Origin of the sequence: Ureibacillus sinduriensis BLB-1 = JCM 15800 (assembly GCF_000772955.1) — a bacterium.
GTDB classification, from domain to species: Bacteria; Bacillota; Bacilli; order Bacillales_A; family Planococcaceae; genus Ureibacillus; species Ureibacillus sinduriensis.
The window spans coordinates 96235-109483 of the sequence record NZ_JPVO01000045.1; the positions used below are offsets into that span (position 1 = coordinate 96235).

General features: G+C 40.0%; 10 protein-coding genes and 1 pseudogene. 4 read left to right on the plus strand and 7 right to left on the minus strand.

The annotated features are described in order from the left end of the window. Positions 1-11: 11 nt before the first annotated feature. The 5 genes and pseudogenes from CD33_RS20980 to CD33_RS06225 form a co-directional block, all read right to left on the minus strand. Positions 12-308, minus strand: a pseudogene (locus CD33_RS20980) (DNA/RNA helicase); the annotation flags it as partial. Positions 309-861: 553 nt separating this feature from the next. Next, a complete protein-coding gene (gene fakB / locus CD33_RS06210; protein WP_036199124.1) occupies positions 862-1707 on the minus strand; it encodes a DegV family protein in 846 nt (281 codons plus the stop codon). A 227-nt stretch (positions 1708-1934) separates the two neighbouring features. Continuing rightward, positions 1935-2498 carry a nuclear transport factor 2 family protein gene (locus CD33_RS06215; protein ID WP_036199126.1) on the minus strand — a complete coding sequence of 188 codons (564 nt, stop codon included), beginning with the start codon at positions 2496-2498 and terminating at the stop codon, positions 1935-1937. Positions 2499-2787: 289 nt separating this feature from the next. Next, entirely contained in the window at positions 2788-3462 is a 675-nt protein-coding gene (locus CD33_RS06220) for a response regulator transcription factor (RefSeq protein ID WP_036199127.1), read from the minus strand. Between the two features lie 30 nt (positions 3463-3492). Next, positions 3493-4659, minus strand: a complete 1167-nt coding sequence (locus CD33_RS06225; protein ID WP_036199129.1) for a sensor histidine kinase — start codon at positions 4657-4659, stop codon at positions 3493-3495. A gap of 177 nt (positions 4660-4836) precedes the next feature. Between CD33_RS06225 and CD33_RS06230 the strand changes: the two genes are divergently transcribed. Further along, on the plus strand, positions 4837-5469 hold the full coding sequence (locus CD33_RS06230) for a YigZ family protein (RefSeq protein ID WP_036199131.1): 633 nt from the start codon (positions 4837-4839) through the stop codon (positions 5467-5469). A 335-nt stretch (positions 5470-5804) separates the two neighbouring features. Beyond that, positions 5805-6863 carry an LCP family protein gene (locus CD33_RS06235; protein ID WP_036199134.1) on the plus strand — a complete coding sequence of 353 codons (1059 nt, stop codon included), beginning with the start codon at positions 5805-5807 and terminating at the stop codon, positions 6861-6863. A 271-nt stretch (positions 6864-7134) separates the two neighbouring features. Here CD33_RS06235 and CD33_RS06240 read toward each other — a convergent pair whose 3' ends face one another. Further along, the gene (locus CD33_RS06240) at positions 7135-8205 is read right to left on the minus strand and encodes a glycosyltransferase family 4 protein (RefSeq protein ID WP_036199135.1); all 1071 of its coding nucleotides are present in this window, start codon (positions 8203-8205) and stop codon (positions 7135-7137) included. A 294-nt stretch (positions 8206-8499) separates the two neighbouring features. Here CD33_RS06240 and secA2 point away from each other — a divergent pair, with 294 nt between their 5' ends. Together secA2 and CD33_RS06250 are read left to right on the plus strand one after the other, a co-directional pair. Beyond that, positions 8500-10860 (plus strand): accessory Sec system translocase SecA2, encoded by a 2361-nt coding sequence (gene secA2, locus CD33_RS06245; RefSeq protein ID WP_036199136.1) that lies wholly within the window; start codon positions 8500-8502, stop codon positions 10858-10860. Between the two features lie 2 nt (positions 10861-10862). Further along, positions 10863-11765 carry an accessory Sec system S-layer assembly protein gene (locus tag CD33_RS06250; protein ID WP_036199137.1) on the plus strand — a complete coding sequence of 301 codons (903 nt, stop codon included), beginning with the start codon at positions 10863-10865 and terminating at the stop codon, positions 11763-11765. Between the two features lie 195 nt (positions 11766-11960). Here the strand turns inward: CD33_RS06250 and CD33_RS06255 are convergent, their stop codons facing one another. Then, entirely contained in the window at positions 11961-13148 is a 1188-nt protein-coding gene (locus CD33_RS06255) for a C40 family peptidase (RefSeq protein WP_052130046.1), read from the minus strand. Positions 13149-13249: the final 101 nt, after the last annotated feature.

A 13249-nucleotide genomic window follows, 5' to 3' on the forward strand; every position in this document is an offset into this window, starting at 1 on the left:
CAGTAGACACACTCTTTTTCGCATTTCGCGCATGTGTATTGGACGAATTCTTGTTGGATTTTATTTTGGCATCGATTGCAAGTGAAATGCGTGCGTTGGAAGATGAGGACCTTCGTTCTGATGGTGATACCTTTTTTTGTCGTAAAGTAGTTTCGGAGAATATAAGTATCAACCTTAGATTGGGGAAAAGGTGTATTATAACGCGTCCAAATTCGGCCGGCAAAAAAATCACGGATTTGTGGCTCGATGATGATACCTTTATAAGATAGTTTGTGAGGTTTTCTTGTTTTTGACAGCTTGAAATTCATTTTTTCGCTCCTTTACTGATGGATGTTATATACCTTTCCTCTAATTAAACATTGAATCCTAAGAATAAAGTCTTTTATCACTAATGAATTTTCCTTATTTTACCTAATAACTCTTTATTTGTAACATCATTTATGTTAACTTTTATATTAAAATACGTTAACAAAGGGGTGTTTGTTATGTTTAAATCAATAAAGAGTAGATTTATTCTTTCATGCGTAACTTCATTGCTTTTTATTAGTTTAATTTTTATTCTCTTTAATTCGCCAGTACAAATAAGTAATACACAGGTGAATATTTATATTTTCGTGACATTGGCATCGGTATTCAACACTGGTATACAAGCACAGAAATATCTCCAGTCCAAAGGGATCACCATAAAATAAACGTGAAGAATCCGGTTTGTATTTAATTATAAACTGGATTTTTCATGTTAAAATCTCCAACTATAATTTCCATTCAATCAACACCCCCTAAATGGTACTTTCCACTAACAAAAAACAGCCCCCACGATTTCCGTAGAGACTGTTCACTGCTGCTCGATTCATGAGCAAGTTAAATTTTCTTCACCCAACCAAGACCTAATGAGCCTTCGCCAAGATGCGTTCCGATGACCGGACCGAAGTAGCTTAGGTTAAATTCCACATTTGGATAAGTTTCAGCCAGTTGGTTCATCCATTCTCGGCCCTCTTCTTCGCAGTTGGCATGGATGACTGTGGCGATGAACTTGTCACCTTTCATGGCATCCTCGGCCAATAAATCTTCGACGCGGCGCAATGCTTTCTTCTTCGTACGAATTTTTTCGAATGGCACGATTACTTTTTCATCAAAGCAAAGGATCGGCTTTACTTGCAACAATCCGCCTACAAGGGCAGCCGCTGCTGAAAGTCGTCCTCCGCGTTGCAAGTGTGCCAAATCATCGACAACGAAATAAGCGTGCATTAACCGTTTCATTTCTTCTAAAGTAGCAAGGATTTGATCGCTCGTTGCACCTTGCTCGGCCATTTCCCCGGCCTTCAAGGCAAAGTAGCCTTGAGGGGCACAAGAAATTTCGCTATCAAACGTATATACTTTGATGCCATCCACCATTTGACCGGCTTGGGCTGCACCTTGATATGTACCGCTGATGCCGCTCGATAGATGGATGGAAATGACTTCATCATACTCATTTGAAAGTTCTTCGAATAACTCAACAAATTTCCCAACGGCTGGTTGTGTTGTTTTAGGGAATGACTTCGACGTGCGCACTTTATCATAAAACTCGGAGGACGTGATTTCTACTTCCTCCTCGTAGCTTCCATCTTCCAAATTCACACTAAGGGGAATCATCCGAATGTTGTAGCGTTCTCTTTCCTCTTCGCTTAAATATGCTGTACTGTCTGTAACGACTGCAATACCCATGAATACTCCACTCTCCTATTGTCCATATTTTACCGTATTTCATGCTGCTTTGTGAATCACCTATCAATCAAAAGCCCGAAATTAACTATTTCAACACTTTCATAAACTAAAAATAAAAAAGTGCTTCGTATACGTTAAACACAATTGTACACGAAACACTTCATCTTTTTGGAAACTTTCGTAAGACAAAATCCTACATTTCCACATTTCTATTTTACAAGAATCACTTATTGACCTGAATTATTGCCAATATAGTAAACGCTCGTTACTTTCCACGCCTCGTCCTCTTTGACAAAGACGGTGACTTGTCGCCCACTGCTTGCCAACTCCGCGTTTGTTTCGATTTCGGTCATTTGGATATCCAGATTCGCAAAGACCTGCGCTTCTTCTTCACTATATTTTACAATCGTTGTATCTTTTGCTGTTCTCTCGATATTATATTGTGCAAACGCTTGTTTTGCAGCATTAACATCCTCTTCATATTCAAAGCCCTTAGGATTGTTTGAAAGGGTTTGCGTATAGCGATCGATGTCTTTTGCATTAAACGCTGCAATATATTCATCAAAGGCTGCCAATATCGCTGCTTGTTCCTCTTCCGGAACATTGATAGCTTGTTCAATTTCATCGCCTAATACTTCAAAACCAATTTCATTTTCTGTTTCTTCCGTACTTGCTGCAAGGTCTTCAGTGTTATTAACTTCTGTGTTACTTTCTTCATTTTTACTATCTTCTGTATTGTTACAAGCAGTCAGCACAAAGAGAGCCAACGCCAGCATTAACCATTTTTTCATAAACTTAATACCTCCTGCGTAACTATTGTAGCATGATTGTCAAACTGTGGCTATTTTAGTAATATCCTCTCGAAAAAGTAATAAAAATTTATCATTTGTCATGTTACTTTGTGTTACCGATTGTTTTGACGTTTTCGGGACTCAATTTGTTTCCAAAATTCTATTTGGAAATTATTTCATCCTCGACAGTCATTACAACCATTGGCAAAATAAAAAAATTCCAATCAACGAAAGATTCGTCAATTGGAATGGGAGACTGTCGACAAGCGGACAGTCAAAGTACTATTTATTATCGAACTTCGACCCAGCCATTTTTAATGGCAGTGACTACCGCTTGCGTACGGTCATTTACGTTCATTTTTTGCAAAATGCTTGAAACATGGTTTTTCACGGTTTTTTCAGAGATGAATAAAGTTTCACCGATTGTACGGTTCGATTGTCCATCTGTTAATAATTGAAGAACTTCGCACTCACGTTTAGTTAGTAAGTGGAATGGACGGCGAATTTCCGTTTGGTGGAAGTTTCCTTTGTTTTCATGCTCGCTTAAACGACGGAATTCCGCCACCAAGTTTTTAGTTACTTTAGGATGTAAATAAGAGCCACCGTTTGCAACGACCTTAATTGCTTCCACGATTTCATCGGCATCCATTTCCTTAAGCATGTAACCGAGAGCACCAGATCGCAGCGCATGAGTAACGTAAGATTCGTCATCATGAATCGAAAGCATAATCACTTTTGCATCCGGAAATTCCGCCACCAGCTCGGAAGTTGCTTCCACACCATTTTTTCCTGGCATATTGATATCCATCAGTACAACATCCGGCATGTTGTTTTGGTATAAGTTAACTACATCAGCACCATCATCGCCTTCAGCAACTACTTCAAATGTATCTTCAAAATCTAGAATTCGTTTTACTCCTTCGCGGAATAATTGGTGGTCATCAATAATAATAATTTTCGTCATAAAACTTTTTCCCCCTACAGTGGCATCTATTTAAATTTCGATTTTTAGTATATTTTCAGGCATGGGAATCTTAAATAAAATACTTGTCCCATTCCCTGGACTACTTTGAATTTCCATTGTTCCTTTTAGCAAATCGATCCTTTCCTTCATACCGATAATGCCGAAGGATTGATCTCTTGCAGCTTTTTTATCGAAGCCAGTTCCGTTGTCCTTGACCAGAATGCTGACTTGCTCGCTAAGCCATTCTATCTTAACCCATATATCTGGAGATTTGCCATGCTTGATGGCATTATTGACACTTTCCTGGACTAAACGGAAAATCGACACCTCGTAATCGGAAGGAAGTCTCTTTTCATCGCTATATGTTTGGAAGTGAATGTGGACACCTGGGTTATATTCCATTATTGTAGACAAATATTTTTTCAGCGTCGGAACGATTCCTAGGTCATCCAGTGCCATCGGACGCAGATCGTAAATAATACGGCGAACTTCCGATAGGGCATTTCGAACTGTCTTTTTCAACTCCGCAATCTCTTTAATGGCAGGTTCCATCCCTTTTTCTCTGTACGTTCTTTCAATCAAGTCCGAGCGCATGAGGACATTGGCCATCATTTGGGCAGGACCATCGTGAATTTCACGGGATAGACGTTTTCTTTCTTTTTCCTGTGCCGCAATAATTTTAATTCCAAAGTCTTGTTTAATTTTAGCATTTTCCAATGCGAGGCTGACATTTTTTAAATCGGTCGTTAAATAATTCAAGACAACATTTACTTGATCGACAATGTGTTCTGCGCGTTCAATTGTATCGTATAATGTCTTTAACCGACGTTCTAGATCATCCCGCTTTTCACGCAATCGTTTTTCTTCAGAACGTGTAAGAGATAGGCGAATTTGAAGATCATTTGCATTTTCGTAAGCTTCACGCACTTGTTCCTCAGTGTATTGGTTGAAATACTTACTCACTTCTACTAGACGTAATTTAGCGAGTTTAGTTCGTTGCTCTAAATCATCACTTTCATCTATGATCAGTTTGATTTTCTGCTTAATGAATTCCAATTCTTCTTTTAACTCTTCAAAGCTGTTTCGGCTTTGCTCACTAATTATGAATATATCATTTTTTGAGCTTGTTATGGTCTCAATCATCCGATTAAAGATCACATCAAGCGAGCCAATATCAACTTTCTCGTTTGAAAACATACCTTTACCCCAATCTAATTGGTGTTAATATATAGTATAACAATAATAAATAGGTCTTGAAATGAAAAACCAGTAACTGTAATTGTTATTTAATATTATAACATTTTAGTTATAAAATTTAAGTAAATATCTTACTATAGAATCTTTCATTTTTTGTAACAAAAAGGAGATAACATAATGCGAAATGACTATAAAACAGTAAAAGGCTTTGGGGAGAGAGAAATAGTGCTGTCAAAATCTCGTTTCATTGCTTATGTAAATCGGGCCGAAACGGAAGAAGAAGCAATCGAATTTATCGAAAGCATAAAAAAGAAGCATTCCAGTGCAACCCACAATTGTTCTTGCTACATGGTCGGCGAGCACGACCAGATCCAAAAAGCCAACGACGATGGGGAACCTAGCGGAACAGCCGGCGTCCCTATGCTAGAGGTGTTAAAAAAACAAGGGCTAAAAGACACGGTGGTTGTTGTGACTCGATATTTCGGAGGCATCAAGCTGGGCGGCGGCGGTTTGATCCGTGCATATGGAAAAGCCACAACGGAAGGAATCGATGCAGCACAAGTAGTAGAGCGAAAGTTGCATCACGTCATGAAGGTCTCCATTGATTATACTTGGCTGGGTAAAGTTGAAAATGAGGTTCGCAACTCAAGCTACACTTTGAATGAGATTCAATATGCGGAAAATGTGGAAGTGCTCGTCGATGTGGCAAAAGATGATGTGGAAAAGTTTACAGACTGGATGACCGAGCTTACTAACGGCCAGTCCGTCATCACATGTGTCGATAAAAAGTTTGTAGAATTTGTGATCTAGATAAAAATTTAATGGTTAGTTTGCGCATTAAAATTCTGTTGAAATCTTATAATTTTGTAACCACCGAAACGCATGATTCGGTGGATTTCATACATATTTTATACTACTAATCTCATAATCTGCTTAAATTTTACTATTTAAAAACGAAAATCTATTTTACTGTAATTCGACATCATAGTATAATAAGTCGTATTGGTTTAGTTGTCGACACCTTTCTGCTTACGCAAGTTTTACCACAGATAATCAGAACGTTCTTCGACATACTAAAAAGAAAAGAAAAAACAACTTGTTACTACTATAAATGAATGCAATTCCTACATTAGAGGAGAGTTTAGATGAAACGATCAGATTTGAAAATGAAAGAGAAAAAGCCGAAAAAGAAATTTTCGATTGTGTTGAAAGTACTATTATTATTAGCGGCTTCTTTATTATTATGTGTCACGACATATGGTGTGTACATAACGAAAAAAGCCGAAAAGGCAGTAGATAATTCCTACGAAGAAGTCGATCGCGACATATCGGATAAGCGAGAAGCAAAGGTTGAGCCGGTACAAGATAATGTTTCCATCCTTTTCATCGGTGTCGATGATAGTGAAGAAAGAGGTCAAGGTGCAGATCATTCTCGTTCCGACGCTTTAGTGCTTGCAACATTGAACAATAAAGCAAAAACGGTTAAGCTCGTAAGTATTCCGCGTGATTCTTACGTATATATTCCTTATATCGACAATGAAGACAAAATTACGCATGCCCATGCATTTGGTGGAACACTTGCCTCCATTGAAACAGTAGAGGAATTATTTGATATCCCTGTAGATTATTATGTGCGGATGAACTTCAATGCATTCATCGATGTTGTCGATGCACTTGGTGGAATTGAAGTCGATGTCAATATTCCATATGCATTCTATGAAATGGATGAACATGATAATAAATCCATCTATTTAGAGCCTGGCTTACAAGAACTAAACGGCAGTGAAGCACTTTCTTTAGCGAGAACGCGTAAACACGATAGCGACATAATGCGTGGCCAGCGCCAGCAAGACATCATTAAAGCAATCGCCCAAAAAGCATCTTCGGTTACATCGATCTCAAAATATGATGATATCCTTGAAGCCATTGGGGACAACATGAAAACCGATATGACATTCGATGAAATGAAATCCTTCTTTAGTTACTTTACGCAAGGAATTCCTCAAATCGATGCATTAACTTTGAATGGATATGATGACACATCGACTGGTACATATTATTACCAATTGGATGAAGAATCACTCGAAGAGACACAACACATCCTACAAAGTCACCTAGAACTAATCCCGGATTCATCAAGCATCTCCGGAGCCAGTACAACAGAAAACGCATCCGACTCAATCGAAGATGACACATCGAGATAATTAAAGTACAAACCCGTGAAGAAAAAATCTCTTCACGGGTTTTTATATGTGAACTTTTGTTCGTGAATTGAATTGTGTGTGTGCCTGGCACCCGCACTTTTCTGAATTGTATCGGAATTGTGTAAGTGCCTGGCACCCGTACTTTTCTGAATTGTATCGGAATTGTGTGTGTGCCAGGCACTCACACAGCAGCACCTACACAATAAAAAAAGCCACTCGCTCAGATCGTTTTGTAACGGTTTGAGCGAGTGACTTCTGTTTTAATTTATTTTTATTTATTGAATATCCTCACCAGGTTGATGAGTGGGCGATAGTTTTTGCCGGCTAGTCCGATGACTTCGACGAATAGTTCGATCGCAACTAAAAGGACGGTTACCAACAAAATTGCTCCCCAGATTTTAGCCATCGAGAAGATAATTGCGGCAATGCCGAACAATGCGGCAATCCCATAAATAATTAATACCGTATTTCGATGGGAGAAGCCCATATCAATTAAACGGTGATGCAAGTGTGATTTATCTGGATCCGACCATTTTTGCCCATTGCGCAATCGGCGGACAATCGCAAAGAATGTATCCGAAATCGGCACTCCCAGCATAATGACAGGGATAATGAATGAAACGATTGTGAATCCTTTAAATCCAAGCAGTGACAGCACTGCAATCATAAACCCTAAAAATAAAGCCCCGGTGTCACCCATAAAAATTTTCGCCGGGTGGAAGTTATAGAATAAAAATCCTAATGTACTGCAAGCTAAAATAGCAGCTGTTGCCAAGACAAAGACATTACCCATGATTAAAGCCATGCAAGCCAACGTAATCAGAGCGATTGTTGAAACACCTGCTGCAAGACCATCTAAACCATCAATTAAATTAATGGCATTCGTGATTCCAACAATCCACAAGATTGTGAACGGAATACTCAAGAACCCGAAATCCAATGAACCACCGAATGGCAGGTTAATCTCCTCGATTTGAATACCGCCAACAAAAACAATAATACATCCAGCAACTAACTGGCCAAGCATTTTAGCCTTAGCCGAAATTTCACGCATGTCATCTATAATACCAGTAATGACAATTACTGTAGCTCCCAACACAATCGCCAGTGGTATCATGAATGGATTTTCTCCTGTTGGAACAACCGGAACCGGTCTTAGTATAGCTAGTCCAATGATAAATGCGATAAATATTGCTAAACCACCAAGACGAGGCATAATCCGCGAATGTACTTTTCGATAATTTGGCGCATCCACTGCACCAATACGGAATGCTAATCGTTTTACTAATGGAGTAATTAAAATGGCTGCAATCAGAGCCACGATTAAAGACACATAAAGCATGTCTCTCCTCCTCAAAAATAATATATAGGTACCATAAATCTAAATCATTATAGCATGTTGTTTTACGAAAATATACCTTTTCTCGTTTACAAAAAAGGAACAATTGAGACAAAATTATTAACGCTCAGTAACATTCCATCCTTTAAGGAAATACTTATTGAACCAAACTTTATCCCGTTATTCTGATTTCGTTCAGTTTTCCCTCCCCCTGAAGTAGTCATACATCCTAAAATTTGATAGAATAACTAAGTGTCTAGATGTATAACTGGACGATTCTTAAAGGAGCGTAAAATAATGTTCTCAATTTTTAATCGAAACAAAGAAAAAACGAGTTCTCGAGAATTAAAAAGATACTATAAAATTGTAGATCAAATTAATCAACTTGAAACAACATACTCTCAGATGACAGATGATGAGTTAAAAAACATGACGTTTTCATTTAAAGAAAGGTTACACAATGGCGAAGAAATCAACAAGATTGTTCCAGATGCGTTTGCGGTGGTCCGTGAAGCAGCAAAACGTGTCCTCAATATGCGCCATTTTGATGTGCAGTTAATAGGTGGACTTGTTCTGACTGAAGGGAATATTTCCGAAATGCCTACAGGTGAAGGGAAAACTTTGGTTGCTTCCCTGCCTTCTTATGTACGTGCATTGGAAGGAAAAGGCGTCCATGTCATCACGGTCAACGACTATTTGGCAAAACGCGATTTTGAGTTGATTGGACAAATTCATCGATTCCTTGGTTTAACGGTCGGTTTAAACATCCCGATGATGGAACCGCAGCAAAAAAAGGACGCGTACAATGCAGACATTACTTATGGTGTCGGCACCGAGTTCGGGTTTGATTACTTGCGTGACAATATGGCGCATACAATTGCCGATAAAGTGCAGCGTCCATATCACTTTGCCATCATCGACGAAGTTGACTCCGTGTTGATTGACGAAGCGAAAACGCCGCTCATCATTGCCGGGAAAATGTCTTCCAATGAAGAGTTGCACCACATCGCAGCAAGATTGGCGAAACGCTTCAAAAAAGATGAAGATTATGATTTTGACGATGAAACAAAAGCCACTTCCCTCACGGACAAGGGGATTGAAAAAGTTGAAGCTGCTTTTGGAGTAGAGAATTTATACGATTTGGAGCACCAAACACTCTACCACTATGTCATTCAAGCAGTTCGCGCTCACGTTATGTTTGAACGTGATGTAGATTACATAGTTAAAGACGACAAGATTGAATTGGTCGATATGTTTACTGGGCGTATTTTGGAGGGCCGTTCACTGTCAGATGGCCTGCACCAAGCAATAGAAGCCAAAGAAGGCGTATCCATCACGGAAGAAAATAAAGCACAAGCACAAATTACCATTCAAAACTACTTCCGTATGTATCCAAAATTAGCTGGTATGACGGGTACCGGTAAAACACAGGAACAAGAATTCAGGGAAGTTTATGGGATGAGCGTTATTCAAATTCCAACAAACCGTCCCCGAATCCGTTTGGACCAGCCGGATATCGTTTACGAACTATCCGAACAAAAGTATGAACGTGTCGCACAAGAAGCGATTTCAAGACACGAAAAAGGACAACCCATCCTGATTGGGACAACTTCGATTCTTCAATCGGAAAAGGTTGCAAGCTATCTGGATAAAATGGGCTTATCCTACCAGTTATTGAATGCGAAAACGGTGGAACAAGAAGTAGAGCTGATTTCCCAAGCCGGTCAAAAAGGCCGCATTACAGTTGCAACAAATATGGCTGGTCGGGGTACCGATATCGTCCTGGGTGAAGGAGTTCCGGAACTAGGCGGACTCTATGTAATCGGGACGGAAAAACATGAAAGCCGTCGTGTCGACAACCAATTGCGCGGACGCTCCGGGCGTCAAGGTGATCCAGGGGAAAGCCAATTCATCATCTCCTTGGAGGATGATATGTTCCGCCGCTATGCAAAAGAAGAAATTGAAAAGTTCCAGAAAAAACTCGTGGCTGATGGTACTGGCCGCGTGACAAACAAAGAAGTTTTGGAGTTGGTTGATCGTACTCAGCGTATCGTTGAAGGTTCGCACTTCTCCATGCGTGAATATAACTTGAAGTTGGATGATGTCATTAATGACCAACGTCGGGTAGTTTATAACCTGCGCGACAATGTGTTAAAACAAGAGGATTTAATTGGCCAGTTAAAAACAATGCTGGATGAAACGATAGATTTTGCAGTTCGTGATAACGCACCGGAAGAACTGGATCCAATCGAATGGGATTTCGATAAAATGGAAGAGACTGTGAACTCCCTATTCTTAACCCCTGTTTCCATCAACCGTGAAGAAACAAAAGTAAAACGGATACTGCAATCGATTCAACCGTCAGTGGATGAGCTACAGCAAACAATCGAAAGCTTTGAGGAAAATGAAGCGGTGATGCAAATCGTCCCTCGTGTGATGCTTGGTTTTATCGACTCAATGTGGGTTCGCCACTTGGAGCAAATGACGCATCTTAAAGAAGGAATCGGGCTTCGTCGCTACCAACAAGAAGACCCAATGCGTATTTACCAAAATGAAGGACTGGAACTATTCGGTAAAAACTACCAAGAGCTCCGCCGTTCGATCGTAGTAGAATTAGTTACATTTATGAAGAAGTTTAGCGATTCAGAGGAGGAATAACAGTGGGTTTATTTTCATTTTTCAAAAAGACGGACAAAGTCGGGACAGATAGTGCGATCGATTCGAAGGAATTAGGGCAATCCGCAGACCAAGCCGGAAACTCAAATAGTGTGGAAACAAAACTTTCGTTCCACCCGGATTGGCATGTTCCGCAAGAGCAAAAGTATATTTTTAATTTCTTGGCAAATGAATTGCAGCCATTAAAAATCAATCAATTATCACTAGCAGCAATCAATATTGAAGTCGATCCGAAAACAAATGCCTGGAACGTCAAGGCTTTTGTACGTTCTTCATTAAACCAGGCGATTCAACTGGGGGAAATCGAACTGCTCCTTCTTGATAAAGAGGATCAACAAATCGCTTCCAAAAGTTTCAACTTTGCCGAACTAGGGCAAATCCCTGCCAGAAGTGCGAGACCATGGGTGTTTACTTTTGAGAAAAGTACGTTGGCAACAGAGGAAGTTCCCGAAGAAGGATGGAAAATCGCCTTCAACCTTATTTCGTTGAGAGGCCACCAACTGGACCTGGACGAAACATGGAAAAAGCAGCTTCCGGAAGACCAACAAGAAGCGTTGAAAAATATTGTGAAAGATTTACCGAAGTTGGGCAAGAACGAAGTGAACTTTACTGGCTTACAAGCAAAAGTTCATGACGATAAAAGTCTTGTGACTTCCATCTTTATTCGTAACGGCAACAATAAAGCCATCAACATCGAACAGCTTCCATTGGAAATCGTGGATGCGAATGGCCTGTTAGTGGCAAAAGGTTCATTCAAATTAGATCCGGTTCTTAGCGTTCAACCGAATTCGACTAAACCTTGGACATTCATCTTCCCAGAAGAGCTTGTGACAGAAGAAGAATTCGATTTATCCCGCTGGAGTGCTAGAGTCACGCAACAGGCCTAAGAACATAAAGACCCAAAAGGTATCACAACTTTTGGGTCTCTTTCTGTTTTATGCTGGAAGAAACGTTATCCACGAAATTTATTCACCCTTCCCCGAATCATAGCGTAGCCGTAACCGCTCCATCCCCAACAAAAAAAACGCAGTAATGCTTAAACCACATTCTCGCGTTCATTTTAATAAACTACATACACACCATTACTTCACCTGATTAAATCGCTTGAAGGCTACGAATTTCGATGCCCAGTAGTCAAAGGAGAGTTTGGAAACTTGGACTCCGTTGCTGCCGGCATGAATAAATTGATCATCTCCTATGTAAATGCCCATATGTGAAATGCCCTCAATATATGTATTTTTGAAGAACACGATGTCACCAGGTATCGGGTTTTCGACAATCGTTGTATCAATCATAAAGTAGTCGTTGCTGCTTTTTCTAACCAAATTTATCCCTGCATTTGAATAGACATATTGCACAAAACCACTGCAATCAAAACCAGCCGGGCTGTTTCCGGCAAATAGATAAGGCGTTCCCGTCAAGGAATTGGCAAGTTCCATCACCTTTGAATATACTGCTTGTCCAGCTGCTGACACATTATTTTTAACAGCCGTTTCCTGGGACAATTTCCCGTCAATTTTTTGGTCGGTTGCCACGATTTCCTTTGGATTGAATACCGCTTCAGGGTCACCTGGGCTTGTGGTACTGTTTATTTTCAGTACTTGTCCGACATATATTAAATCTGTGTTCAATTGATTCCAGTTTTTGATATCTGTCACACCTACATTGAACTTCGCGGCGATTTTCGATAGAGAATCCCCCTTCATCACCTGATATGTCTGCATGTTTGTTGCCGATACATCTTTGCTAGTATTGGCTTGGACGCTTGGCTTCGTTGATACTTGCGGAGTTGAAGCAATCTTCTTGCCTTCCCCTATTTTAAGCTTCTGTCCTACAAAAATTGCATCACTGCTCAACCCATTCCATTTTTTGATATCGGCGACGGTCGTGTTTACAGCTTTGGCAATTTTCGATAAGTTATCCCCTTTCACCACTGTATATGTAGAGGTTGCATTCGTCGCTGCGGTTGTTTTGGATGTGCTTTGCGTTTTCGCGTTCACGGGTTGCTTGCCCGTTGCACCGGCTTTATTTGAATCAATTGATTGTTTTCCTGCATTGACAGTCAAGATTTGTCCAACATAAAGGAAATCATTTTTCAAATTGTTCCATTGCTTCAGCTGGCCTACTGTCGTCTTATTGGCGTTGGCAATTTTCGATAATGTATCACCTTTACCGACAGTGTAGCTTGAAGCTTCTGCAACCGGCGCCACCATGGCAGCTGTCGCAATCGCAGCGCTGCTGATCAAGAGCAATCTATTTTTTTGGATCATTCCCATTCCACCCTTTCTAGAAAACTATCTCTCTACTACCATGATAACTAGTTTAATGACAATTTTCTATTAGGTTTTACAAAAAGTTCTATTATTCTTTC

Bases quoted from the DNA above. Each gene is read 5' to 3' on its own strand.
- CD33_RS06225 (WP_036199129.1), bottom strand. From the start codon at position 4,659: ATGTTTTCAAACGAGAAAGTTGATATTGGCTCGCTTGATGTGATCTTT.
- CD33_RS06240 (WP_036199135.1), bottom strand. From the start codon at position 8,205: ATGCTTTATGTGTCTTTAATCGTGGCTCTGATTGCAGCCATTTTAATT.
- fakB (WP_036199124.1), bottom strand. From the start codon at position 1,707: ATGGGTATTGCAGTCGTTACAGACAGTACAGCATATTTAAGCGAAGAG.
- CD33_RS06235 (WP_036199134.1), top strand. From the start codon at position 5,805: ATGAAACGATCAGATTTGAAAATGAAAGAGAAAAAGCCGAAAAAGAAA.
- CD33_RS06215 (WP_036199126.1), bottom strand. From the start codon at position 2,498: ATGAAAAAATGGTTAATGCTGGCGTTGGCTCTCTTTGTGCTGACTGCT.
- CD33_RS06220 (WP_036199127.1), bottom strand. From the start codon at position 3,462: ATGACGAAAATTATTATTATTGATGACCACCAATTATTCCGCGAAGGA.
- CD33_RS06255 (WP_052130046.1), bottom strand. From the start codon at position 13,148: ATGATCCAAAAAAATAGATTGCTCTTGATCAGCAGCGCTGCGATTGCG.
- secA2 (WP_036199136.1), top strand. From the start codon at position 8,500: ATGTTCTCAATTTTTAATCGAAACAAAGAAAAAACGAGTTCTCGAGAA.
- CD33_RS06230 (WP_036199131.1), top strand. From the start codon at position 4,837: ATGCGAAATGACTATAAAACAGTAAAAGGCTTTGGGGAGAGAGAAATA.